20 protein-coding genes and 1 riboswitch are annotated in these 23,367 nt (G+C 72.0%); of the genes, 15 read left to right on the top strand and 5 right to left on the bottom strand.

Annotation, left to right across the window (positions count from 1 at the left end; genetic code table 11):
- Positions 1–39: 39 nt before the first annotated feature.
- From ACX6XY_RS23940 to ACX6XY_RS23905, 8 genes are all read left to right on the top strand, one after another.
- Positions 40–480 (top strand): guanyl-specific ribonuclease, encoded by a 441-nt coding sequence (locus ACX6XY_RS23940; RefSeq protein ID WP_460334435.1) that lies wholly within the window; start codon positions 40–42, stop codon positions 478–480.
- Positions 477–863, top strand: coding sequence for a barstar family protein (locus tag ACX6XY_RS23935; protein ID WP_460334432.1), 387 nt, complete (start codon positions 477–479; stop codon positions 861–863). Before ACX6XY_RS23940 ends, ACX6XY_RS23935 begins: the two co-directional genes overlap by 4 nt.
- Before the next feature lie 169 nt (positions 864–1,032).
- Complete coding sequence (locus ACX6XY_RS23930; protein WP_460334429.1) at positions 1,033–2,499, top strand: GuaB1 family IMP dehydrogenase-related protein; 1,467 nt, start codon at positions 1,033–1,035, stop codon at positions 2,497–2,499.
- Between the two features lie 372 nt (positions 2,500–2,871).
- Entirely contained in the window at positions 2,872–4,326 is a 1,455-nt protein-coding gene (locus ACX6XY_RS23925) for an amino acid permease (protein ID WP_460334426.1), read from the top strand.
- A 10-nt stretch (positions 4,327–4,336) separates the two neighbouring features.
- On the top strand, positions 4,337–4,792 hold the full coding sequence (locus tag ACX6XY_RS23920; RefSeq protein ID WP_156721454.1) for an Lrp/AsnC family transcriptional regulator: 456 nt from the start codon (positions 4,337–4,339) through the stop codon (positions 4,790–4,792).
- Positions 4,793–4,983: 191 nt separating this feature from the next.
- Positions 4,984–5,781 (top strand): carbon-nitrogen hydrolase family protein, encoded by a 798-nt coding sequence (locus ACX6XY_RS23915; RefSeq protein ID WP_460334423.1) that lies wholly within the window; start codon positions 4,984–4,986, stop codon positions 5,779–5,781.
- A 104-nt stretch (positions 5,782–5,885) separates the two neighbouring features.
- Positions 5,886–7,595, top strand: coding sequence for a flavin monoamine oxidase family protein (locus ACX6XY_RS23910; RefSeq protein ID WP_460334420.1), 1,710 nt, complete (start codon positions 5,886–5,888; stop codon positions 7,593–7,595).
- A 235-nt stretch (positions 7,596–7,830) separates the two neighbouring features.
- A complete protein-coding gene (locus ACX6XY_RS23905; RefSeq protein ID WP_460334460.1) occupies positions 7,831–8,904 on the top strand; it encodes an IS110 family RNA-guided transposase in 1,074 nt (357 codons plus the stop codon).
- On the opposite strand, the gene ACX6XY_RS23900 is transcribed toward ACX6XY_RS23905, so the two are convergent.
- A complete protein-coding gene (locus ACX6XY_RS23900; protein WP_460334417.1) occupies positions 8,892–9,455 on the bottom strand; it encodes a GNAT family N-acetyltransferase in 564 nt (187 codons plus the stop codon). The two genes, ACX6XY_RS23905 and ACX6XY_RS23900, sit on opposite strands and share 13 nt — an antisense overlap.
- A gap of 197 nt (positions 9,456–9,652) precedes the next feature.
- A complete protein-coding gene (locus ACX6XY_RS23895) occupies positions 9,653–10,381 on the bottom strand; it encodes a DUF5995 family protein (protein WP_460334414.1) in 729 nt (242 codons plus the stop codon).
- A gap of 107 nt (positions 10,382–10,488) precedes the next feature.
- On the opposite strand from ACX6XY_RS23895, the gene ACX6XY_RS23890 reads away from it, so the two are divergent.
- Both ACX6XY_RS23890 and ACX6XY_RS23885 read left to right on the top strand, forming a co-directional pair.
- On the top strand, positions 10,489–11,742 hold the full coding sequence (locus ACX6XY_RS23890; protein ID WP_460334411.1) for a glycoside hydrolase family 6 protein: 1,254 nt from the start codon (positions 10,489–10,491) through the stop codon (positions 11,740–11,742).
- 95 nt (positions 11,743–11,837) lie between these two features.
- Positions 11,838–13,214 carry a uracil-xanthine permease family protein gene (locus ACX6XY_RS23885; RefSeq protein WP_460334408.1) on the top strand — a complete coding sequence of 459 codons (1,377 nt, stop codon included), beginning with the start codon at positions 11,838–11,840 and terminating at the stop codon, positions 13,212–13,214.
- Here ACX6XY_RS23885 and ACX6XY_RS23880 read toward each other — a convergent pair.
- Both ACX6XY_RS23880 and ACX6XY_RS23875 read right to left on the bottom strand, forming a co-directional pair.
- Positions 13,193–13,975 (bottom strand): ABC transporter permease, encoded by a 783-nt coding sequence (locus ACX6XY_RS23880; protein ID WP_460334405.1) that lies wholly within the window; start codon positions 13,973–13,975, stop codon positions 13,193–13,195. The genes ACX6XY_RS23885 and ACX6XY_RS23880 overlap by 22 nt on opposite strands.
- 103 nt (positions 13,976–14,078) lie before the next feature.
- Positions 14,079–15,275, bottom strand: a complete 1,197-nt coding sequence (locus ACX6XY_RS23875; protein ID WP_460334402.1) for an MFS transporter — start codon at positions 15,273–15,275, stop codon at positions 14,079–14,081.
- 139 nt (positions 15,276–15,414) lie between these two features.
- Here ACX6XY_RS23875 and ACX6XY_RS23870 point away from each other — a divergent pair, with 139 nt between their 5' ends.
- Positions 15,415–16,623 carry an ROK family transcriptional regulator gene (locus tag ACX6XY_RS23870; RefSeq protein WP_460334399.1) on the top strand — a complete coding sequence of 403 codons (1,209 nt, stop codon included), beginning with the start codon at positions 15,415–15,417 and terminating at the stop codon, positions 16,621–16,623.
- A gap of 137 nt (positions 16,624–16,760) precedes the next feature.
- Here ACX6XY_RS23870 and ACX6XY_RS23865 read toward each other — a convergent pair whose 3' ends face one another.
- Positions 16,761–19,100, bottom strand: coding sequence for a chitinase C-terminal domain-containing protein (locus ACX6XY_RS23865; protein WP_460334396.1), 2,340 nt, complete (start codon positions 19,098–19,100; stop codon positions 16,761–16,763).
- 241 nt (positions 19,101–19,341) lie between these two features.
- Positions 19,342–19,472, top strand: a riboswitch (FMN riboswitch).
- A 215-nt stretch (positions 19,473–19,687) separates the two neighbouring features.
- On the opposite strand from ACX6XY_RS23865, the gene ribD reads away from it, so the two are divergent.
- The 4 genes from ribD to ACX6XY_RS23845 are packed head-to-tail and all read left to right on the top strand — an operon-like array spanning position 19,688 to position 23,361.
- Positions 19,688–20,809 carry a bifunctional diaminohydroxyphosphoribosylaminopyrimidine deaminase/5-amino-6-(5-phosphoribosylamino)uracil reductase RibD gene (ribD, locus tag ACX6XY_RS23860; RefSeq protein WP_460334457.1) on the top strand — a complete coding sequence of 374 codons (1,122 nt, stop codon included), beginning with the start codon at positions 19,688–19,690 and terminating at the stop codon, positions 20,807–20,809.
- 1 nt (position 20,810) lies between these two features.
- Entirely contained in the window at positions 20,811–21,443 is a 633-nt protein-coding gene (locus tag ACX6XY_RS23855) for a riboflavin synthase (RefSeq protein WP_460334394.1), read from the top strand.
- Positions 21,440–22,090, top strand: a complete 651-nt coding sequence (locus ACX6XY_RS23850) for a nicotinamide mononucleotide transporter family protein (RefSeq protein ID WP_460334391.1) — start codon at positions 21,440–21,442, stop codon at positions 22,088–22,090. Before ACX6XY_RS23855 ends, ACX6XY_RS23850 begins: the two co-directional genes overlap by 4 nt.
- Complete coding sequence (locus tag ACX6XY_RS23845) at positions 22,087–23,361, top strand: bifunctional 3,4-dihydroxy-2-butanone-4-phosphate synthase/GTP cyclohydrolase II (protein WP_460334389.1); 1,275 nt, start codon at positions 22,087–22,089, stop codon at positions 23,359–23,361. The genes ACX6XY_RS23850 and ACX6XY_RS23845 overlap by 4 nt, the downstream gene beginning before the upstream one ends.
- Positions 23,362–23,367: the final 6 nt, after the last annotated feature.

The following is a 23,367-nucleotide window of genomic DNA, read 5'->3' as shown; positions in this document are numbered from 1 at the left end:
GGCCCGCAGCGGCACGGTCTGTGTGGCAGCATCTGCGGCATGCCGCACCGGCCTCGTCAGGGACGGCCCCGCCGCCGTCCGCTCGTGTTCCTGCTCGCTCTGCTGTCCGCCGCCGCGCTGCTGCTCGGCGGCTGCGCCACGCCGGCCGGCACCGGTACGACGGGCGGGCCGTCGGCCTCCGCGACACCGGACTGGGCCGCGGGCATGGCCACCGTCCGCGCCGCCGAGCTGCCGCCCGAGGCACGCGAGACGCTGCGCCTGATCGACGCGGGCGGGCCCTTCCCGTACGACAAGGACGGCACGGTCTTCGGCAACTTCGAGCGGCTGCTGCCCCGTCAGCAACGCGGCTACTACCGCGAGTACACCGTGCGCACACCGGGGGAGCGCACCCGCGGCGCGCGACGGCTGGTCACCGGCGACGGCGGAGAGACGTACTACACGCACGACCACTACACCTCGTTCAAGGCGGTTCTGCGATGACCGACGCTGCCGCGCCGCCCCCGGCGGCCCCCCTCGCCCCGGTGCTGGCCGCCGCGCGCGCCATGGGCTGGCACACCGCCGTACTCGACCTCGACGGCGCGCGCGACAAAGACGCCTTCATGGCGTGCTGCGCCCGCGACCTGGCGCTGCCCGCGTGGTTCGGACGCAACTGGGACGCGCTCGCGGACTGCCTCGGCGACCTGTCCTGGGCACCGGCCACGGGCGGGCGGCTCGTGGTGGTGTCGGGCTGGCGCGGTTACGCCTGTGCGCAGCCACGGGAGTGGGGCATCGCCCAAGAGGTGTTCGCCGACGCGGTGGACTACTGGAGTACCGCCGATACGCGACTTTCCGTGGTGCTCACGCTGGACCGGGACCCCGCGTGACGTGTGCGCTCGTCGGCCGGTCCGCGCTCGGGTAACCTTTTGACGTAAGGCAGGCCCACTGTCCTGCACGAGCCCCCGTACCTCCCTGGAGGATCACACGATCGCGGGGGCGTTTCGCTGTGTCTCTGTGGGAGTGACCTGCGCCGTTTCGCGTGAAAATGTGAGACTTATGCGTTTCCTTGAGCCAGGTACCGGGCGCCCCGTGGAGTCCTCTCCCGTCCCCTACGACCTGACGTACGACGATGTCTTCATGGTGCCGAGCCGCTCCGCCGTCGGTTCCCGGCAGGGTGTGGACCTCGCCGCGCCGGACGGCACGGGCACCACGATTCCGCTGGTCGTGGCGAACATGACCGCGATCGCCGGTCGCCGGATGGCGGAGACCGTCGCCCGCAGGGGCGGTCTGGTCGTCATTCCGCAGGACATTCCGATCGAGGTCGTGACCGAGGTCATCAGCTGGGTCAAGACCCGGCACCTCGTCCTGGACACCCCGATCATCCTGGCCCCGACGCAGACCGTCGCCGACGCGCTGTCGCTGCTGCCCAAGCGGGCGCACGGCGCCGGTGTCGTCGTGGACGACGACCACCGGCCGGTCGGCGTGGTCACCGAGTCGGACCTGACCGGGGTCGACCGCTTCACCCAGCTCTCCGAGGTCATGTCGAAGGAGCTGCTGCTCATCGACGCCGAGATCGACCCGCGTGAGGCCTTCACCCAGCTGGACGCGGGACACCGCAAGGTCGCGCCCGCCGTCGACCGGGACGGCCGTCTCGTCGGCATCCTGACCCGTAAGGGCGCTCTGCGCGCGACCCTGTACCAGCCCGCCGTCGACGCGCAGGGCAAGCTCCGGATCGCCGCGGCCGTCGGGATCAACGGCGACGTCGCGGGCAAGGCCAAGCAGCTCATCGACGCCGGGGTGGACACCCTGGTCGTGGACACCGCGCACGGCCACCAGGAGTCGATGATCTCCGCCGTGAAGGCCGTACGGGCGCTGGACCCGCGGGTGCCGATCGTCGCGGGCAACATCGTCGCCGCCGAGGGCGTCCGGGACCTGATCGAGGCGGGCGCCGACATCGTCAAGGTCGGCGTCGGCCCCGGCGCCATGTGCACCACCCGGATGATGACCGGCGTGGGGCGGCCGCAGTTCTCGGCCGTGTTGGAGTGCGCCGCCGAGGCCAGGAAGTACGGCAAGCACGTATGGGCCGACGGCGGGGTCCGCCACCCGCGTGACGTCGCCATGGCACTGGCCGCCGGCGCCTCCAACGTCATGATCGGGTCGTGGTTCGCGGGCACCTACGAGTCGCCCGGCGACCTCCAGCAGTCCGCCGACGGGCGGCTGTACAAGGAGTCGTTCGGCATGGCGTCGGCGCGTGCCGTGCGCAACCGCACCTCCGACGAGTCCGCCTACGACCGCGCCCGCAAGGCGCTGTTCGAGGAGGGCATCTCCACCTCGCGGATGTTCCTCGACCCGACCCGTCCGGGCGTCGAGGACCTGATCGACTCGATCATCGCGGGCGTCCGCTCCTCCTGCACCTACGCGGGCGCCGGATCGCTGGAGGAGTTCGCCGAGCGCGCCGTCGTCGGTGTGCAGTCCGCCGCCGGTTACGCGGAGGGCAAGCCGCTGCACGCCAGCTGGAGCTGACCGCCCGGCTCCGGCTCCCCGCCCGCCTGTCACGGCCCCGACCGTCCTCGTACGGTCGGGGCCGTGACGCGTTCCACACCCGCGCGCGCACCCGTCCCGCAGGCGGCGCGGACGGGCCTTTTGTGCGAGTCATAACGGCAGGGCGCAACAAAACCCCATCTGTACGGCTTGCGCGCAATGATCATGCACTGATGCGCAAGGTTGGTGCATTACGTACGGGAACGCCCAGCTCATAGGCTCAACCGCTGTACGTGGAGTGGCGGCGACCGCCTGCTCGGCGGTCCCTGCCACAGGTGCGTTCCCCCTGCCCTGCCGCGGGCCCGTCGTGGTCGACCGCCGCTCGACCCGCAGCACGACAAGGAGCGTCCCCCAGTGTTGGACCAAGGCTCGGCACCCCCCACGGCCGTACGACCCCCCGGACTCGGGGCCCGGCTGATGCGCCGCAAGCCAGTCGACGTGCTGGTCGCCGAGGGCGGTCAGGGCGAGGGCGGCACGCTGCGGCGTTCGCTCACCATGTGGCAGCTGACCATGATCAGCATCGGCGCCACCCTCGGCACCGGCATCTTCGTCGTCCTCGGCGAGGCGACGCCGCTGGCCGGTCCGGCCGTGGCGATCTCCTTCGTCATCGCCGGTCTGACCGCCCTGTTCTCGGCGCTCTCCTACGCGGAGCTGGCCGGTTCCGTGCCGGTCTCCGGCTCCTCGTACTCGTACTCGTACGCGACCATGGGCGAGCTGATCGCCTGGGTCTGCGGCTGGTGCCTGATCCTGGAGTACGGGGTGTCGGTCGCGGCCGTCGCGGTCGGCTGGGGCGAGTACCTCAACGAGCTGCTTGACGGAACCATCGGCGTCACCATCCCCGAGACGGTGTCCGCGCCGCTCGGCGAGGGCGGCTTCATCAACCTTCCGGCGCTCGTCGTCGTCCTGCTCGCCATGGTCTTCCTGATGGGCGGCGCCAAGGAGAGCGCGCGGGTCAACACGATCATGGTCGTGATCAAGATCGCGACGCTGGTGCTCTTCTGCGCGATCGGCTTCCTGGGCATCAAGGGCGGCAACTACACCCCGCTCGCCCCGCTCGGCGTCACCGGCATCAGCGCCGCCGCGGCCACGCTGTTCTTCTCCTACATCGGCTTCGACGCGGCCTCCACGGCCGGCGAGGAGGCCAAGAACCCCAAGCGCGACCTGCCGCGCGCGATCATGCTGTCCCTGGTGATCGTCACCGCGCTGTACTGCCTGGTCGCGCTGGTCGCCGTCGGCGCCATGCCGTGGGAGGACTTCGAGGGCACCGAGGCCGCGCTCGCCCAGATCATGAAGGACGTCACCGGGCACAGCTTCTGGGGCGTGGTGCTCGCCGCGGGCGCGGTGATCGCCATCGCCAGCGTCGTCTTCGCCGTGCTGTACGGCCAGACCCGCATTCTCTTCGCGATGTCCCGCGACGGCCTGGTGCCCAGGGTCTTCGCCAAGGTCGACGAGCGCACCGGCACCCCGCGGGCCAACGTCGTGATCGTCGCCCTGTTCTGCGGCGTGCTCGCCGCGACCATCCCGCTGGGCGAGCTGGCCAACGCCACCAGCATCGGCACCCTCTTCGCGTTCGCCCTGGTCAACGTCGCGGTCGTCATTCTGCGCCGGCAGCGGCCCGACATGCCGAGAACCTTCAAGGTGGCGCTGTTCCCGCTGACGCCCGTCCTGGGCTTCGGGTTCTGCGCCTGGATGATGTTCAGCCTGCCGCTCGTCACCTGGGTGTGGTTCGGTGGCTGGATGATCGTGGGGCTCGTGTTCTACTTCCAATACGGCATGCGCCGCTCCCGACTGGCCATCGCAGAGAAGTGAACCACCCGCAGTGCGACTGAACGATCTCGACGAACGCATCGTCCACGCCCTCGCCGAAGACGCCCGCCGCTCCTACGCGGACATCGGCGCCGAAGTGGGGCTCTCGGCTCCCGCCGTGAAGCGGCGGGTCGACCGGCTGCGCGCCGAAGGCGCCATCACGGGCTTCACGGTCCGGGTCGACCCGGCGGCGCTCGGCTGGGAGACCGAGGGGTTCGTCGAGATCTACTGCCGCCACAACACCGCGCCCGACGACATCCGCCGAGGTCTCGAGCGCTATCCGGAAGTGGTGTCCGCGTCCACCGTCACCGGGGACGCGGACGCCGTCGTCCAGGTCTTCGCCTCCGACATGCGCCACTTTGAACGAGTCCTTGAACGCATCGCGGGTGAGCCGTTCGTGGAGCGCACCAAGTCGGTCCTGGTGCTGTCGCCGCTGCTCAGGCGCTTCACCTCGGGGTCGGTGGCGTAGCCGTACGGGGCCCTGGCCGGGCACGTACGGTCCCCCGCCTCGCCGGGTGCGCAACGAATCGCCGCCGGGCGTCGACAACACGCAACAGATCGCTCAGTGCCGCGCAACGGTAGCGCCTTGTCCGGGCGCGCCTGAGGGCCGTACCGTCAAAAGCGTCCCCCGCACCCCTCCCGTACCGCCCGAGGAAGCCCATGCCGCCGCTGCGCACCGCCCTGCTCCAGAGCTCCGGACGCCCCGGTGACGTGGCGCGGAACCTGGAGCTGCTGGACGCCCAGGCGGGCCGGGCGGCCGCCTGCGGCACCGGGCTGCTGGTCTGCCCCGAGCTGTATCTGACCGGCTACGCGATCGGCGACGACCTGCACCGGCTCGCCGAACCGGCGGACGGCCCGGCCGCCCAGCGGGTCGCCGGCATCGCCCGGCGGCACGGCATCGCGATCGCGTACGGCTACCCGGAGCGGTCCGGCGCGCAGGTCTTCAACTCGGCCCAGCTCGTCGGCCCCGACGGCGTCCGCCTGGTGAACTACCGCAAGACCCACCTCTTCGGCGAGTTCGAGGCGGAGCAGTTCACCGCGGGCGACCAGCCGGTGGTCCAGGCTGAGTTGGGCGGTCTGACCGTGGGCGTCGTGATCTGCTACGACGTGGAGTTCCCGGAGAACGTACGGGCGCACGCCCTGGCGGGCACCGACCTGCTTCTGGTCCCCACCGCGCTGATGCACCCCTTCCAGATCGTCGCCGAGTCCCTGCTGCCGGTCCGGGCCTTCGAGAACCAGATGTATCTCGCCTACGCCAACCGGACCGGACCCGAGGGCGCGTTCGAGTTCGCCGGGCTCTCCACCCTGGTCGGCCCCGACGGCACGGCCCGCGCCCGCGCGGGGCGCGGCGAGGAACTGGTGACCGGAGACGTCGACCCGACGTTCCTCGCGGCGTCGCGGGCGGAGAACCCGTATCTCCGTGACCGCCGACCAGGCCTGTATACCTCCCTCGTCTGACCTGGTCTGACCTCGTCTGATCTTGTCTGGTCTTGTTTGACCTCGTCTGAGCAACGCCCCCCGCTTCCCTTTTCTCTTCCCCACGCGCAAGGAGCCCGTACCCCATGACGTCCACGGTGCCCACCGCTGTCCAGCACACCGACGCGCAGCCGCCGATCACCATGTTCGGTCCGGACTTCCCGTACGCCTACGACGACTTCCTCGCGCACCCGGCGGGCCTCGGCCAGATACCCGCGACCGAGCACGGCGCCGAGGTCGCGGTCATCGGCGGCGGCCTCTCCGGCATCGTGGCCGCCTACGAGCTGCTGAAGATGGGCCTCAAGCCCGTCGTGTACGAGGCCGACCAGATCGGCGGCCGCCTGCGCACGGTGGGCTTCCCCGGCTGCTCCGCCGCCGACGAGGACGGGGAGCTCACCGCCGAGATGGGCGCGATGCGCTTCCCGCCGTCCTCGACCGCCCTCCAGCACTACATCGACCTGGTGGGCCTCAAGACCCGGCCGTTCCCCAACCCGCTGGCCCCGGACACCCCGTCCACGGTCGTCGACCTCAAGGGCGAGTCGCACTACGCCGAGACCGTCGACGACCTGCCGCAGGTCTACCGCGACGTGATGCACGCGTGGAACGCCTGCCTGGAGGAGGGCGCCGACTTCTCCGACATGAACCGCGCCCTGCGCGAGCGCGACGTCCCCCGCATCCGGGAGATCTGGGCCAGGCTCGTCGAGAAGCTCGACAACCAGACCTTCTACGGCTTCCTCTGCGAGTCCGAGGCCTTCAAGTCCTTCCGGCACCGCGAGATCTTCGGCCAGGTCGGCTTCGGCACCGGCGGCTGGGACACCGACTTCCCCAACTCGATCCTGGAGATCCTGCGCGTCGTCTACACCGAGGCCGACGACCACCACCGCGGCATCGTCGGCGGCAGCCAGCAGCTCCCGCTGCGGCTCTGGGAGCGCGAGCCCGAGAAGATCGTGCACTGGGCGCAGGGTACGTCGCTGAAGTCGCTGCACGAGAACGGCGACCCGCGCCCGGCCGTGACCCGGCTGCACCGCACCGCGGGCAACGGCATCACCGTCACCGACGCCTCCGGCGACATCCGCACCTACCGTGCGGCGATCTTCACCGCCCAGTCCTGGATGCTGCTGTCCAAGATCGAGTGCGATGACTCGCTCTTCCCGATCGACCACTGGACGGCGATCGAGCGCACCCACTACATGGAGTCCTCCAAGCTCTTCGTGCCCGTCGACCGGCCGTTCTGGCTGGACAAGGACGAGGACACCGGTCGTGACGTGATGTCGATGACCCTCACCGACCGGATGACGCGGGGCACCTACCTGCTCGACAACGGCCCCGACCAGCCCGCCGTCATCTGCCTGTCGTACACCTGGTGCGACGACAGCCTCAAGTGGCTGCCGCTGTCCGCGAACGAGCGGATGGAGGTCATGCTCAAGTCGCTCGGCGAGATCTACCCGAAGGTCGACATCCGGCGGCACATCATCGGCAACCCGGTCACCGTGTCCTGGGAGAACGAGCCGTACTTCATGGGCGCGTTCAAGGCCAACCTGCCCGGCCACTACCGCTACCAGCGGCGTCTGTTCACCCACTTCATGCAGGACCGGCTGGCCGAGGACAAGCGCGGCCTGTTCCTCGCGGGCGACGACATCTCCTGGACGGCGGGCTGGGCCGAGGGCGCCGTGCAGACCGCGCTCAACGCCGTGTGGGGCGTGATGCACCAGTTCGGCGGCGCCACCGACCCGGCCAACCCCGGCCCCGGCGACCGCTACGACGAGATCGCCCCGGTCGAGCTGCCCGAGGACTGACAGTGAGGATGTGAGGCGCGCTTCTCCGGTGGGTCTGACTCACGGACTGACCGACGTTTCGACTGTCTTGTTTGGGATTTGTCGATCCGCTCGGAGGAGCCGCCTCGCACGCGACCGGACGGGCGTTCGTGACCTTATAGGAGCTTGGTCAAAACGCCCCGCCACTGTCCTGTCCGCCCGCCCGACCGGCGCGTGCCGCCCCACCGGGATCAGCGAGAGGACGGCAGTGACCAGCATGACGGACCAGGCCGTGGAAGTCACAGGCGGCATCGACACGCACGGCGAGACCCATCACGCGGCCGTAGTCGACCGCCTCGGCCGTCACCTGGCCGACCGGGAGTTCGAGGCCACCGGCCCCGGATACCGCAAGCTCCTGGCCTGGCTGCTGGCCCAGGGCACGGTGGCCGCGGTCGGGGTGGAGGGCACCGGCGCCTATGGGGCCGAGCTGGCCCGTGTCCTGCGACAGGCGGGCCTGAAGGTGGTCGAGGTCGATCGCCCAGACCGCAAGACCCGCAGGCTGAAAGGGAAGTCCGACCCGATCGACGCCTATGCCGCCGCTGTGGCGGTAGCCTCCGGCCGGGCGAGCGGGACGCCCAAGACCCGCAACGGCGTGGTGGAAGCGGTCCGAGCCCTGCGGGTTCCGCGGCGCTCTGCGGTCAAGTCCCGTACCCAGGCGGTCAACCAGGCCCGGCAGCTGCTGGTCACCGCCCCCGAGAGCCTGCGCGCCCAGCTGCGCGGGCTGACGGCCGTCCAGCTGGCGAAGGCGTGTGCCCGGCTGCGGCCCGGTGACGACCTCGCCGATCCGCTGCACGCGGCCAAGGCTGCCCTGCGACGGCTGGGCCGGCGGATCCTGACCCTGACCGAGGAGATCGACGAGCTGGAGGCCGAACTGAAGACGCTCACCGCCCAGGCCGCCCCCGAGCTGCTGGCCCTGCAGGGCGTCGGCGCGGACGTGGCCGGGCAGCTGCTGGCCACCGCCGGAGACAACCCCGACCGGCTGCGCTCCGAGGCTGCCTTCGCCCACCTGTGCGGTGTCGCGCCGATACCTGCCTCCTCAGGCCGCCGGGACCGCCACCGCCTCAACCGGGGAGGGGACCGGGCCGCCAACCACGCTCTGCACACCATCGTGCTCTGCCGCCTGCGCTGGGACGAACGCACCCGCACCTACGTGGAACGGCGCACCCAGCAGGGGCTGTCGAAGAAGGACATCATGCGATGCCTCAAGCGCCACATCGCCCGCGAGGTCTACCGCGTCCTCATGCGATCCCTCGACCGCCGAACCGCGTCGGCGGCGGCTCACGCCTCGTAGGTGTCAGCGTCCAGTACGTACCGGCGTCCGGTGAGGGAGTCGTAGGCGAGCTCGCCGCCGCCGGCGTTCCGCTCCACTGGCCCGCGGTCCTGGAAGCCCAGCTTCTCCAGCACACGCAGCGACGGCTGGTTCTCAGTGGTGACGTCCGCGCGAACCGAGGTGATACCAGGAAGCTTGAAGAGATACGCGAGCAGCAGCCGTACGGCGCCGGTAGCCAGGCCACGCCCCTGCTCGCCGGGGATGACCGTGTAGTAGATCTCCACTACCCCTTCCGTTTCCGTGGCAGTGCCCCCGATCGAGCCCAGGTACGAGTCGTCCGCCGCGTCCGCGATGGTCAGGGACAGAACCTCGTGATCAGAGCCGTAGGCGGAGATCACGTAGTCGAGCATGCCCTGCGCACCCTGCGTGGTCTTCTGCTCTGCCGTGAAGGCCATGTAGCGGGTGGCCTCGGGGTCGGTGAGGAAGGCCGCGAACGCCTCCCGGTCCGCGGAGCAGTGCCGACGCAGGGTGAAGCCCTCGCCGGGCAGCAGTTCCGGACAGGGCAACAGCATGGTGACTCCAAGAAGAACAAGCACAGGCAGAAACGGCCTCAACGACTCCGAATGGTACGTGCCACGCCCTGCTACCCCAGCAGTACGTCCTGTCCCCCTCAAACCACTTGACATCCATAGGAGCATCCCGGTCCGCTCCGGCGGGGCCACCGGGTCCCGCCGGAGCGGCCGCACCTCCCGCGGGCGTACGGCGGGACTCAGCGCCAGGGTGTCAGCAGGCAGCGGCCGACCAGGCCGACACCGTCGTCCAGCCGTACCCTGAACTCCTCGGCCAGCTCCGGGAGTTCCCGCAGCCCCCACAGCACCCGCGCCGCCGACCAGGCGGCCGAGCAGGCCCGCTCCAGGCTCCACACACCGACCAGATGGGTCAGCGGATCGGTGACCTCCAGCAGGTCGGGCCCCGGCGTCAGGTCCTCCCTGATGCGCTCCTCAAGCGCCGTCAGGAGATCGCCGACCCGGTCGAACTCGTCTTCCAGGTCGACCGGTCGGCAGCCGAGCGTATGGCAGGCGTCCACCACGGCGAGCGCCAGGTCGTGCCCGATGTGCGCGTTGATCCCCGCGAGCGCGAACTGCACCGGGCGTACGCCGGGATGCCGCCGCTGCTGAAACAGCGGCCGCCAGCACGCGGCGGGCCGCCGCCCGTCGGCCACCGTGTCGACCGCGGCCAGGTAGCGCTCGGCGAGCCGGACGCCGAGCGCCGCGGGAGCGTCTGGGCACGCCCCGAAGCGGAGTCGCCGCCCGGCCTCCTCGGTCACCGTCAGATACGTACGGTGGAAGACGGCCACCCCGTCGCCCGCGGGCCAGGACGCGCCCAGCGCGCGCATCCGCGCGATCAGGGCACCGACGTCGGACGCCCCCGCCGGAGCCGTCTTCCCGTGCCGGGGTGCGGGGGTGTGCGGCCCGGAGGAATGCAGGGTCTGCGCCATGCGCTCAGCGTCCCAGTCGTAAGCTGGCGCGGGGTTCACCAGGCCGCGAGCTTCCCCGAAACGGGGGAACGGCCGGTGACAGGCACGTCAGTGCGGGGGGATGCGGTGTGTCAGGCTCACGCGCGCGGCGCAGGGGCGAACGCGTCGGACGCCGCCGGGCGGCGGCGCGGCAGGCGACGGCCGCGGCCGCGTCGGTCGTGGTCGCCGTGGGGGCGGCGGTGGGGGTGCTGTCGACCGTGCAAGGCGGCGGTGAACGGGACGAGGCGCGGCCGGAGGAGACCCGGAAACCGACCCTGAGACCGCTGCCGGCGGTCCCGACACCGTCCCGCTCCACATCGCCGTCTCCATCGCCGTCTCCGTCGCCGTCCGCGTCCCCGTCGAAGCCGGAGAAGACCCAGCAGCCGTCCCCGACGCCGGAGAAGAAGGACAAGAAGACGGGCCCGGCCAAGACCGCGCCCGCCAAGACGGACAAGCCCGCCGAACCGGCCCGGCCCGCCGACAGCAAGCTCTACCGGCACGGCCAGTCGCAGGTGCTCGACTGGGTCAGGGCGAACCGCGGCGACCCGCGACGCCCGCTGATCGAGCAGCGGATAGCGGCCAGGCCCGCGGCGGTGTGGTTCGCCGAGTACAACCCGGACGTGATCACCGCACGGGTGCGCGCGGTCACCTCGGCGTCCGGCGGCCGGGTGCCGGTCCTGGTGCCGTACGCGATCCCCGACCGCGACTGCGGCGGCGCGTCCCAGGGCGGCGCGCCCGACCTCGCCGCGTACGACCGGTGGATCGAGAGGTTCGCCGCGGGGCTCGGCTCCGGCGAGGTCATCGTGATACTCGAGCCGGACGCGATCGCGCTCTCCGACTGCCTCTCGGCCGGGCAGCGGCAGGCGCGGTTCGCCTCGCTGGCCCGCGCGGGCCGCGCCCTGCACGCCGCCAACCCGAAGGCCAGGGTCTACTACGACGCGGGGCACTCCGGCTGGCACCCGGCGGCCAAGATGGCCGGGCTGCTGCGCCAGGCGGGCGCCGCGTCGACGGCCTCGTCCGACGGCGTGTACACCAACGTCTCCAACTTCCACCGCACCGCCGACGAGGCGGCCTACGCCCGCCGGGTGCTCTCCGCGCTGGGCGGTCCCGCCTCACTCGGCGCCGTCATCGACACCAGCCGCAACGGCAACGGCCCGCCCGCCGACAACGCCTGGTGCGACCCCGCGGGCCGCAAGCTGGGCCAGCCCCCGACCCTCAGCACCGGCCAGTCGCGGATCGACGGCTACCTGTGGATCAAGCTGCCGGGCGAGGCGGACGGCTGCCGCGGCGCGGCGGGCAGCTTCGCCCCCGACTACGCCTACGAGCTGGCGACCGGCGGCTGAGACAGGGGCGGCCCGGTTTGTCCCACGCCGGGCCGATCGACTATTAATCACTTCGGCCCTGAGTCGTACAGGGCACGGCAACGTGGAGTGAGAACATGGCGGGCGTCGGCTGGAAGCTGCACGGCGACGGTAAACACCTGAAGCCGGGCGACGTGGTCAAGCCCGACGAACGCCTGACCTGGGGCCGCACCGTCGGCCTCGGCGCGCAGCACGTCGTGTCGATGATCGGCGCGTGTTTCGTCGCCCCGGTCCTGATGGGCCTGGACCCCAGCCTCGCCCTGATGGCGTCCGGTGTGGCCACGGTCCTGTTCCTGCTGATGACCCGCGGCCGCGTCCCCTCCTATCTGGGCTCCTCGCTGTCCTTCGTCGGGGTCTCCGCGGTCATCGCGGGCCAGGGCGGCGACGCGGGCACCCTCACCGGGGCGATGCTGGTGGTCGGCGCGTGCCTGGCCGGTTGCGGCATCGCCATCCACATCCTCGGCGCACGGGCGATCCACGCCGTGCTGCCACCGGCGGTCACCGGCGCGGTGGTCATGCTCATCGGCTTCAACCTCGCCCCGGTCACCGCCGCCACCTACTGGCCGCAGGATCAGTGGACGGCGCTGGCCACCATGCTGTTCACCGGTCTGGCCCTGGTGGTGCTGCGCGGTTTCTGGTCCCGGATCGCGATCTTCCTCGGCCTGCTCTTCGGCTACGTGCTGTCCTGGGCCCTGGACCGGGTCTTCGGGCAGATCCATTCAGCCGACGGTTCAGGCCAGGTCACCGACCACTGGCGGATCGACTTCTCCGGCGTGGCCGACGCCGACTGGATCGGCCTGCCCACGTTCCATGCCCCGAACTTCTCCGCCTCCGCGATCCTGGTCGCCCTGCCCGTCCTGGTGGCCCTGATCGCGGAGAACGCCGGGCACGTCAAGGCGGTCGGCGAGATGACCGGCGATCCGCTGGACGACAAGATGGGCACCGCGATCATGGCCGACGGCACCGCGTCGGTGCTGGCCACGGCCGCGGGCGGACCGGCCACCACCACCTACGCCGAGAACATCGGCGTCATGGCCGCCACCCGTGTCTACTCCACCGCCGCCTACTGGGCCGCCGCGGGCTTCGCCCTGCTGTTCGGCCTGTGCCCCAAATTCGGGGCGACCGTGGCCGCGATCCCCGGTGGGGTGCTCGGCGGCATCACCGTCATCCTGTACGGCATGATCGGCCTGCTCGGCGCGCAGATCTGGGTCCGTAACAAGGTCGACTTCTCCCAGCCGCTGAACCTCGTGCCCGCGGCGGCCGGCGTCATCATCGGCATCGGCGACGTCTCCCTGGAATTCACCGACGACTTCCAGCTCAGCGGCATCGCGCTCGGCACCCTGATCGTGCTGACCGGCTACCACGCGCTGCGCTGGCTCTCCCGAGCCGCCGGGACCCGGCGGCCGCCCCTCCTGGACGGCGGCACCACCGACTACGACAAGGCGTCGCGGTGAAGCCTGCGGCGGGCGACGAGTTCGACGGTCACCGCGATGGCGAGTGCCTCGACGGCCAGCAGCGCGATCAGGACGAACACCTGAACGGCGCCGGCGACCACGGGTGAGGCCCCGCCCAGAAGCATGCCGACGAACGCGCCGGGCAGCGTGACGAGACCGACGGTGCGGGTCTGGTCGAGCGCGGGAAGCAGCGCGTCGGACGCGGCCCCGCGGGAGATCTCCAGGCGGGCGTCGCGTTCCAGGAAGCCCAGCGCCAGGGCGGCCTCGACCTCGCCCTGACGCTGGGTGAGCTCGTCCAGCGCCCGACGCCCTGCGAGCACCGTCGCGGTGAGCGCGCCGCCGATCAGGATGCCGGTCACGGGGACGATGGCGATGCCCGGCACGGTGAGCAGACCGGCCAGCACCAGCCCGGCGACGACCGGGGCCACGGGCGCCACGATCGGCAGGGCGGCCCACCACCATGTGCGGTTCGCGGTGATACGCCGCCCGGCCGTGCGGGTGGCGACCGCGAGCATGAGCAGCAGGAACCCGACGAGGGCCGCGGTGTGGCGCACGGCCCAGCCGATCACCAGGGAGACCGCGGCCAGCTGCGCGGCCGCGCGCACACCCGCGATCAGGATCTCGCGGGTGCGACGGCGGGAGCCGTCGGGGGACAGCCGGAAGAGCGCGGCCACGGCGCCGGCGGCGAGCAGGAGCACGAGGAGCGCGGCGGCGAGGGCGGGGTTGACGGGCAGCAGGGTGTCGGCGGAGAGCTGGCGCACGCGGCATCCTTACCCGGAAGTCCCGTGAGTGTCGCCCCGCGCGCCTGCCGGGGCGGTGCCCTGTGCACCGCCGGGACGGTGCCCCCGGGCCGGGGCATGAGGGCTAGTCGGGGTGTGCGGATCCCCGTCCCGCCGCACCCAGTACCCCCGCGCAGGCGACGAGGCCGAAGGCCAGCGTGGTGACCAGGGCGAACGACACCACCAGCGACGTGGCGTCCGCCACCGCGCCGATCGCCGACGGGGCGATCAGGCCCGAGGTGTACGTGATCGTGGCGACCCCTGCGATGGCCCGGCTGGGACTGTCCCCGCTGCGCCCCGCCGCCGCGAAGGCCAGCGGCACCACCACCGCGACCCCCAGTCCGACGAACGCGAAGCCGGTCAGCGCGAGCGCCACGGTGGGCGCGCTCACCACCAGCAGCCCGCCCGCCGTCGCGCACACCCCGCCGACCCGCACTGTGCGCACCGCGCCGAACCGGTCGACCACCGCGTCCCCGCACAGCCGGGCCACCGCCATGGTCAGCGCGAACGCCGTCGTCGACGCGGCCGCCGCCCCCGGCGAACCGTTCAGCACATCCCGCAGATACACCGCCGACCAGTCCAGGCTCGCCCCCTCCGCGAACACCGCGCAGAACCCGACCGCGCCGATCAGCAGCGCCGACTTCGGCGGCAGCGCGAACCGCGGCGGCGGCGCCTCGTCCGGGTCCCCGCGGAGATCGAGTACGCCCTGACAGGCCACGACGCCGAAGAAGGTGAGCGCCCCCGCCGCGAGCAGATGGTGCAGCCGCGCGTCGGCCCCCAGGTGCGCGGCGAGCATGCCCGCGGCCGAACCGACCAGCGCGCCCACGCTCCACATACCGTGCAGCCCCGACATGATCGAGCGGTCCATCCGGTTCTCGATCTCGACGCCGAGCGCGTTCATCGCCACATCGGACATCCCCGCCGTCGCCCCGTACACGAACAGCAGCGCGCACAGCGTCAGCAGATTCGGCGCCAGGGACGGCAGCGCCAGCGCCATCGTCCACAGCGCGAGCAGCCCGCGCAGGGCGGCACGCGCCCCGAAGCGGTGGCTGACCGCGCCCGCGAGCGGCATCGCCACCGACGCGCCGATCGCGGGAAACGCCAGCGCGAGCCCGAGCTGTCCCGCGCTCACGCCGGTGTGTTCCTGGATCCACGGCACGCGGGTCGCGAAGGACCCGGTGACCGCGCCGTGCACACAGAACACCGCCGCCACGGCGTACCGCGCCCGCCGCAGCGGTGACCGCTGTCCGTCAACGGTGATGTGGCCCTGCCCCTGACCCATCGGCCAGCCCTCCCCATGGTGGCTTCCCCCAGCGCGCGTAAACTATCAGGAACCCTGCCTGATGAAAACGGGGTGCTCGGCGCGCCCCGCCGCTACCCGGCGTCCCGCAGCGGCCGCGGAGGATGGAAAGATCGTCGACATGCCCGCATCACCGAGCACCGCACGGGCCATCAACGACCGGCTCGCCTTCCGCCTCCTCCAGCGGGAGGGCCCGCTGACGGCCACCCAGCTGAAGCGGCTCACCGGCCTGTCCCGGCCCACGGTCGCCGACCTCGTGGAACGCCTCCAGGACGCCGGGCTGATCACGGTCGTCGGCGAGTCGGGCGCCGAGCGCCGCGGCCCGAACGCGCGGCTGTACGGCATCGTCGCGGACCGCGCCCACCTCGCCGCCCTCGACGTACGCACCGACGGCGTCTCCGTCGTCGTGGCCGACCTGCTCGGCGCCGTCCTGGCCGAGGAGACGCTGCCGATCGACGAGGACGCCGGGACCGAGCCCGCCGTCGAGCAGGCCGTGGCCCTGCTGGAGCGCACGGCCGCGACGGCCGGGGCGCGGTCGCTGCACAGCGTCGGCATCGGCGCTCCGGGGCTGATCGACCCGGCGACCGGCGAACTCCGCGACACGACCGGGCTCCCCGCCTGGCACCGCCGCCTGGTCGCCGCGCTGCGGCAGCGCCTTACCGCGACGGTCCTGGTGGAGAACGAGACCAATCTCGCCGCCGTCGCCGAACAGCGCCGCGGCGCGGTGACGGACCGCGAGACCTTCGTGCTGCTCTGGCTGGGCGCGGGCGTCGGCGCGGCCGTCGTGCTGGACGGCACGCTGCGCAGGGGGGCGTCCGGCGGAACCGGGGAGATCGGCTTCCTCCCGGTGCCGGGCACCGGCGGCCTGCCGTCGGCGACGGGGTGCGAGGGAGGTTTCCACTCGCTGGCGGGGGCGGCGGCCGTCTGCGAACTGGCCGCGCGGCACGGACTGCTGGCGGCGACGGGCCTGGACGGCCGGGACGCACCGTACGAGCGGCACGCGGCGGCGGCCGTGGCGACGGCGGCCGCGGCCGCGCCCGCGGCGGACGGCGCGCGCTTCCTGGACGCGCTGGCCGACCGGCTGGCGGTCGGCGTGGCGTCGGTGGTCGCCGTCCTGGACCCCGGCTGTGTGGTGCTCGGCGGTGCGGTGGGCCGCGCGGGCGGCGCGGAGCTCGCGGACCGGGTCGCGGCCCGGCTGGCGGAGCTGACGCCGCTGGCCACCGAGGTACGGGCGGGAGCCCTGGGCGGTGGCGCGGTCCTGCGGGGCGCCCTGCTGGCCGCGCGCGAGGCGGCCCAGGACGATCTGCTCGCGGCGCCGAACACGCCCTAGGCCCTGTCCTCCCGTAGAGGTCGGGGGAGGCAGGGCCTAGGGCGTGTCCGGCGCGGCACAGCCAGCCGGAAGAGGGCGACCCGGCGGCGGGCAAGGGCCGTCGACACCGCCGCCGGGTGGTTCAGCGGGTCAGACCGTCAGCACGCGCCGAGGTCCTCCCAGACACCCCACTCGCCCGTGGTGCCGGGCTCGTCGCCCTGGGTCCACCACTTGGCCTTCCAGGAGTGCCCGCCGTGCGAGACGACGGAGCCGCCGTTGTACACGTCGGTCGCGTTCCAGGCCGGGTCGGCGCACTCGCCGCCCCCGCCTCCGCCGTCTCCGCCACCGTCGCCCCCGCCGTTTCCGTCGCCCGGCTCGACCACGGTCGTGCCGCGCGCCAGGTCACCGGCGAGCGCGTAGGTGTCGCCGCCGAAGGAGACCGTCCAGTTCGACGGCGTCGACACCGGCAGGTAGTAGACGAAGTCGAGCTGCACCGAGTCACCCGGCGCGAGGGACTGCCAGCCGGGCAGCTTCAGCGACACGCGGTGGTAGTCGCCCTTCAGGCCGCCGACGTTGTCCCCGGTGTGGTCACTGCGGATGATCTCCGTGCCGAACCCGGACTGGTCCTTGGCGTTGGCCGGGGCCGACGTGGCGTAGTCGAACTGGAACTCCGTACCGCCCGGCAGCGTCGTCTGCGTGTGGTTGGTGATCGTCAGCTTGGGGCTGATCGGGTAGTTCGAGTCGCCGAGCGGGAAGTCCCCGAAGCCCACCTCGATGTCGACCGCCTCGGTCGGCATCGGGGTCGTGGCGCGCTGCGCGCCGTACGGCGCGGCCGACTTGAACTTCTCGTACATCGCCGTGGTGAGCGTGTCGCCCATCTCGTACTGGCCCTTGGCCGCGTTCCAGCCGTAGTCGCCCGCCAGCTCCCAGACCATGGTGCCGCCGAGGCCGCTGTCGACGACGTAGTCCGCCTTGGCGGCGACCGACTGCTCGTCCTCGGTGGACAGGAAGACCTTCTTCTCGGCGTTCCACAGCCACGGCGCGACCAGCGTCGCGTCGTACTTGCGCGCGTAGTCGCCGGTCAGGGTGGTGTCGGCCGGGAATCCGTAGTCGGTGACGTAGTCGCCGACGATGCCCTTCTCCAGGTTCTTGGCGTGCCACATCGGGTTGGAGCCGGCGGGGGACTCCTGCCCGTTCTCGTCCTTGTCGTGCCACAGGTTGTCGATGCCGGACGCGCCGTCACCGCACTTGGTGAGCCCGGAACCGGCCGGGCAGTCCGTGCTGGCCGCCTTGCCCCACAGCCCGTCCGTGCCGCCCTGCACGTTCTTGAAGCCGCGGGTGTAGTACGGCAGTCCGATGTTGACGCGGCCCGCGGGCATCGACCCGCGGAAGTAGTGCGCGGCCCAGTCGGCGTTGAGGTAGCCGATGCCGCCGTACTGGGACGTGGTGTACACCCCGGCGGCGGCGAGCTCCGCGTCCTTGCCGTCGTCGAAGAGCGAGGCGTTCGGCCCGACGTACTCGTTCCAGGCGCCGTGCAGGTCGTACGACATGATGTTGACGTAGTCCAGATACTTCTGCATCTGGTACGTCTCCATGCCGCGCAGCAGATAGCCGGACGACGGCGCGGCCACGGTGAGCAGGTAGTGCTTTCCGTCGGCGGCGCCCGCCCGGTCCAGCTTCTCGCGCAGCGTCTTCATCAGCACGTCGTAGCCCTTGACCAGGCCCGCGCGCCGGGGGTTGGAGATCGACCAGTCCAGCGGGTTGCCCGCGTCCTTCATGGTCGTGGCGTACTCGTAGTCGATGTCGACGCCGTTGAACCCGTACTTCTTGATGAAGTCGACCGCGGAGTCGGCGAAGGTCTCGATCCCCGCGTGGTTCACCGAGCCGTCGGCGTTGGTGGCCATCTTGTAGAAGCCGCCGTCGGCCACCCGGTCGCCGTTGTCGTCGAAGTGCCCGCCGGTCTCGGCCCAACCGCCCACCGAGACCAGGGTCTTGACGTCGGGGTTCTGCTTCTTGAACTTGTTCAGCAGGTTGAAGTGCCCCTGGTACGGGAGCGAGGGGTCCATCTCCGCGCCCTCGACGCCCGGCCAGGTCATCCCGGTCGCAGGGTTCTCGGCGGTGTCCGAGCCCACGGAGAGCTTGTTCGCGCTGTCGATGTGCGCGAAGGCGTAGTTGATGTGGGTGATCTTGTCCCAGGGGATGTCGCTGGCCAGGTAGGCGGGCGTGCCGTCCTCGCCGGTCCGCCAGCCGGTGAAGTAGCCGATGACGCGGCGCTGGTGGTCGGCGCCCATCTTCTCGCGGCCGTCGGCGTCGTAGACGGTGCAGTACGGGACGTCGACGCCCGGCGTCGCATAGAGGCCGTCGGGGCGGCATGAGGCGTGGTCCGTCGCGGTGTCCGCGGCGTGTGCGGTGGTCGCGGTGAGGCCGCTGAGCAGCATCCCGGCGACCGCCGCACCCGCGGCGAGCGCCGTGGCTCTGGCGCGTGTGGGGGACAGCACGGTGGTTCCTCCCGAGGAGGGTCGGTGTCACACAACGAATCTGGGCACGGCCCCGATGTGCGCACACCAGCCGGGCCAACTCCGCGGAGTGACGCAGACGTTAAAAGGACTAGACCAGTGCGTCAATAGGTATGGTCCAATCCGCAACAAAGGCGTGGACTCAGCACGCTGTGAGTCAGCCCACAGATGAACGCCCGCATGGACAGCGCCCGTCCGTGGCACACTGACCCTGTACCAACAGCAGCGCACTCCGGGGTCGGTGTAATTCCGAACCGGCGGTTACAGTCCGCGACCCGGCCGCATCCAGTGGCCGGTTGACCAGGTGAAATTCCTGGACCGACGGTGAAAGTCCGGATGGGAGGCAGTGCGCGGCGAGCAGGCACCGCGGTAACGCGGTAGGACGCCGCCGTTGGTCCGCCCTCGTCGGCGGATCGTTGAACGGCGCGTCGTACGTCCTGGGCCGTACGGCCTGGGAGAGGTGCCAGCTCGTCCATTCTGTCCTCAGCGACAGGCCCCGGAGTCCGTGCCCGACGAGGCAGGAGGACCCGGTGGCCACCGCAGCAGCGCCCGACGCGGAGCGCGCCGCCATGCGCCGCGCCATAGAGCTCGCCGCGCGCGGACTCGGCTCGACCAGCCCCAACCCCGTCGTCGGCTGCGTCATCCTCGACGCCTCCGGCGAGCGTGTGGGCGAGGGCTACCACCAGCGCGCGGGCGGCCCGCACGCCGAGGTCCACGCCCTGCGCGCGGCAGGCGTCCTGGCCCGCGGCGGCACCGCCCTGGTCACCCTCGAACCCTGCGCCCACACCGGCCGCACCGGCCCCTGCGCCCAGGCCCTGATCGACGCCGGGATCGCCCGCGTGGTCTACGCCGTGGCCGACCCCACGCCCACCGCGACCGGCGGCGCCCAGCGCCTGCGCGCCGCGGGCGTCGACGTGGCGTCGGGGCTGCTCGAAGCCGAGGCCGCCGCGGGCAACATCGCCTGGCTCAGCGCCGTACGCACCGGCCGCCCGTACGTCACCTGGAAGTACGCCGCGACCCTGGACGGCCGGATCGCCGCCGCCGACCGCACCAGCCGCTGGATCACCTCCGCCGACGCGCGCGCCGACGTCCACCGGCTGCGCGCCGAGGCGGACGCCGTCCTCGTCGGCTCCGGCACCGCCCGCACCGACGACCCGCACCTCGCGGTACGCGGCCCCGCAGGCCCGGACGCCGCCGCGGCCCAGCCGCTGCGGGTCGTCGTCGACACGAACGCCACCGCCGTACGGCCCGGCGCGCGCGTCCTGGACGACGCCGCCCGCACGCTCGTCGCGGTCGCCGCGGACCTCGCCCCCGAGGCCACCGCGCACCTGCCGCAAGTACTCCGCGTCAAGCGCGCCGCCACCGGCCTGGACATCCCCGCGCTCCTCGCCGCCCTGTACGACGAAGGAGTCCGCTCCGTCCTTCTGGAGGGCGGACCGACGCTGGCCGGGGCGTTCGTCGCCGCGGGCGCCGTCGACCGGGTCGTCGGCTATCTCGCCCCGGTCCTGCTCGGCGCGGGCCCGGCCGCGCTCGCCGACGCCGGGGTCACCACGATCACCCAGGCGTTGCGGCTCGACGTGACCGAGACCGTACGCATCGGCCCCGATCTCCGGGTCACCGCCGTCCCCGCGACGCCCGCCGGTACCGACCGTCCCGCCCATACCGCCACCCCCGCCTCGAAGGAGCACTGAAGTGTTCACCGGAATCGTCGAAGAGCTGGGCGAGGTCGCCGCCGTCGAGAACCTCGGCGACTCCTCCCGCTTCCGCCTGCGCGGCCCCGTCGTCACCGAGGACGCGAAGCACGGCGACTCGATCGCCGTCAACGGCGTCTGCCTCACCGTCGTCGACCGCGAGGGCGAGGAGTTCACGGCCGACGTGATGGCCGAGACCCTGAACCGCTCCAGCCTCGGCGCGCTCACCACCGGCTCGCGGGTCAACCTGGAGCGCCCGACCGCCGTCGGCGCCCGGCTCGGCGGCCACATCGTCCAGGGACACGTGGACGGCACCGGCGCCGTCCTGGACCGCCAGCCGTCCGACCACTGGGAGATCGTCAAGGTCTCGCTGCCCGCCGGGCTCTCCCGCTACGTCGTGGAGAAGGGCTCCATCACCGTGGACGGCGTCAGCCTCACCGTCGTCGAGGCGGGCCCGGACTTCTTCACGATCAGCCTGATCCCCACCACGCTCGCGCTGACCACCCTCGGCGTCAAGCAGCCGGGCGACCCGGTCAACCTCGAGGTCGACGTCATCGCCAAGTACGTCGAGCGGCTGCTCGGGTCCCAGGCCGAGGTGTCAGCCGAGGCGCCAGCCGGGGAGCGCGCCGAATGAGCGCCTTCGACTTCCTCAACACCGAGGCCTTCGCCGTCTTCGGCCAGCACGTCATCTGGTCCGACATGATCGGCAACAGCGTCGGCCTGGCCGCGCTCGCGCTCGGCTGGCGGCGCTCGATATGGACCTGGCCCGCACAGCTGCTGTCCGGGCTGATCCTGGTCGCCGCGTACGCCTCCGCGCAGCTGTCCGGCGGCGTCGGCAAGCAGCTCCTGGTGATCGGCGTGGCCGTGTGGGGCTGGCGGCAGTGGCAGCAGGGGCGGCAGCGGGCCCAGGACGGCTCCGTCGCCGTCCGCTTCGCCTCCTGGCGCGAGCGCGGACTGCTGCTGACCGGAGCGGCCCTCGGCACCCTTGTGGTGGGCGGCCTGTTCACCGCCTTCCCGTCGCTGTCCTGGAGCCCCTGGGCCGACGCCTACATCTTCGTCGGCACCCTGGTCGCCATGGTCGCCCAGGCCCGCGGCCTGGTGGAGTTCTGGTTCGCCTGGCTCCTGGTCGACCTCGTCGGCGTCCCGCTCGCCTTCAGCAGCGGCCTGGCCTTCTCCGGCCTGGTGTACGTGATCTACCTCGCCCTCGTCCTGTGGGGGATGCGCGACTGGTGGCTGCGCTCCCGTGCGGCCGAGCCCGCCCTGGAAGGAGCACTGGTATGACTACCGCCCCCGTCTGGTACGGCCCCGCGGACACCGCCGACACCGCGGACCTCGCCCTCGACCCCGTCGAGCTGGCCATCGCCGACATCGCGGCAGGACGCCCGGTCGTCGTCGTGGACGACGAGGACCGCGAGAACGAGGGCGACCTCGTGATCGCCGCCGAGAAGGCCACCCCCGAGGTCGTCGCCTTCATGATGAGCGAGTGCCGCGGCCTGATCTGCGCCCCGATGGAGGGCGAGGAACTGGACCGGCTGGCGCTCCCGCAGATGGTCCAGGACAACACCGAGTCGATGAAGACCGCCTTCACCGTCTCGGTCGACGCCTCCGCCGCGCACGGCGTGAGCACCGGCATCTCCGCGGCCGACCGCGCCACCACCCTCCAGCTCCTGGCCGGCGGCACGGCCGACGCCGACGACTTCGTCCGGCCCGGACACATCTTCCCGCTGCGCGCCAGGCCCGGCGGCGTCCTGGTTCGCAACGGCCACACCGAGGCCGCCGTCGACCTGGCCCGGCTCGCCGGACTGCGCCCCGCCGGGGCGATCGTGGAGATCGCCGGCGAGGACGGCCGGATGCTGCGGCTGCCCGAGCTGATCCCGTTCGCCCGCAAGCACGGCCTGACGATCATCTCCATCGAGGACCTGATCGCCTACCGGCGCACCGCCGAGCCGACCGTGCGCCGCGAGGCCGAGGTCGAGCTGCCCACGGCCCACGGACGGTTCACCGCCTACGGCTACCGTTCCATCGTCGACGGCGTCGAGCACGTCGCCCTCGTCCAGGGCGACATCGGCGACGGCCAGGACGTCCTGGTACGGGTGCACTCCGAGTGCCTGACCGGCGACGTCTTCCACTCGCTGCGCTGCGACTGCGGACCGCAGCTCCAGGCCTCCATGGACCGGATCACCGACGAGGGCCGGGGCGTGGTCGTCTATCTGCGCGGCCACGAGGGACGCGGCATCGGCCTGCTGTCCAAGCTGCGCGCGTACGAGCTCCAGGAGCGCGGCCGCGACACCCTGGACGCCAACCTGGAACTCGGCCTGCCAGCCGACGCCCGCGACTACGCCGCGGGCGCCCAGATCCTCGCCGACCTGGGCGTACGCAGCCTGCGGCTGATGACCAACAACCCCGACAAGACCGAGGCCCTGGTCAGCCACGGCCTGCGGGTGACCCGGCGCGAGCCGGTGCACGTACAGACCGGGGAGCACAATCTGCGGTACCTGCGCACCAAGCGGGACCGGATGGGACACGACCTGCCCTGGCTCGACGCGAACTGACGCGCC

It is taken from the genome of Streptomyces sp. O3, from assembly GCF_054788135.1.
This window is presented reverse-complemented; position numbering and strand designations above follow the sequence as displayed.

What these genes read in the sequence shown, in the direction of transcription:
- ACX6XY_RS23940 (WP_460334435.1), top strand. Translation starts at nt 40, where the DNA reads ATGCCGCACCGGCCTCGTCAGGGACGGCCCCGCCGCCGTCCGCTCGTG.
- ACX6XY_RS23935 (WP_460334432.1), top strand. Translation starts at nt 477, where the DNA reads ATGACCGACGCTGCCGCGCCGCCCCCGGCGGCCCCCCTCGCCCCGGTG.
- ACX6XY_RS23930 (WP_460334429.1), top strand. Translation starts at nt 1,033, where the DNA reads ATGCGTTTCCTTGAGCCAGGTACCGGGCGCCCCGTGGAGTCCTCTCCC.
- ACX6XY_RS23915 (WP_460334423.1), top strand. Translation starts at nt 4,984, where the DNA reads ATGCCGCCGCTGCGCACCGCCCTGCTCCAGAGCTCCGGACGCCCCGGT.
- ACX6XY_RS23910 (WP_460334420.1), top strand. Translation starts at nt 5,886, where the DNA reads ATGACGTCCACGGTGCCCACCGCTGTCCAGCACACCGACGCGCAGCCG.
- ACX6XY_RS23905 (WP_460334460.1), top strand. Translation starts at nt 7,831, where the DNA reads ATGACGGACCAGGCCGTGGAAGTCACAGGCGGCATCGACACGCACGGC.
- ACX6XY_RS23900 (WP_460334417.1), bottom strand. Translation starts at nt 9,455, where the DNA reads ATGCTGTTGCCCTGTCCGGAACTGCTGCCCGGCGAGGGCTTCACCCTG.
- ACX6XY_RS23895 (WP_460334414.1), bottom strand. Translation starts at nt 10,381, where the DNA reads ATGGCGCAGACCCTGCATTCCTCCGGGCCGCACACCCCCGCACCCCGG.
- ACX6XY_RS23885 (WP_460334408.1), top strand. Translation starts at nt 11,838, where the DNA reads ATGGCGGGCGTCGGCTGGAAGCTGCACGGCGACGGTAAACACCTGAAG.
- ACX6XY_RS23875 (WP_460334402.1), bottom strand. Translation starts at nt 15,275, where the DNA reads ATGGGTCAGGGGCAGGGCCACATCACCGTTGACGGACAGCGGTCACCG.
- ACX6XY_RS23870 (WP_460334399.1), top strand. Translation starts at nt 15,415, where the DNA reads ATGCCCGCATCACCGAGCACCGCACGGGCCATCAACGACCGGCTCGCC.
- ribD (WP_460334457.1), top strand. Translation starts at nt 19,688, where the DNA reads ATGCGCCGCGCCATAGAGCTCGCCGCGCGCGGACTCGGCTCGACCAGC.
- ACX6XY_RS23850 (WP_460334391.1), top strand. Translation starts at nt 21,440, where the DNA reads ATGAGCGCCTTCGACTTCCTCAACACCGAGGCCTTCGCCGTCTTCGGC.
- ACX6XY_RS23845 (WP_460334389.1), top strand. Translation starts at nt 22,087, where the DNA reads ATGACTACCGCCCCCGTCTGGTACGGCCCCGCGGACACCGCCGACACC.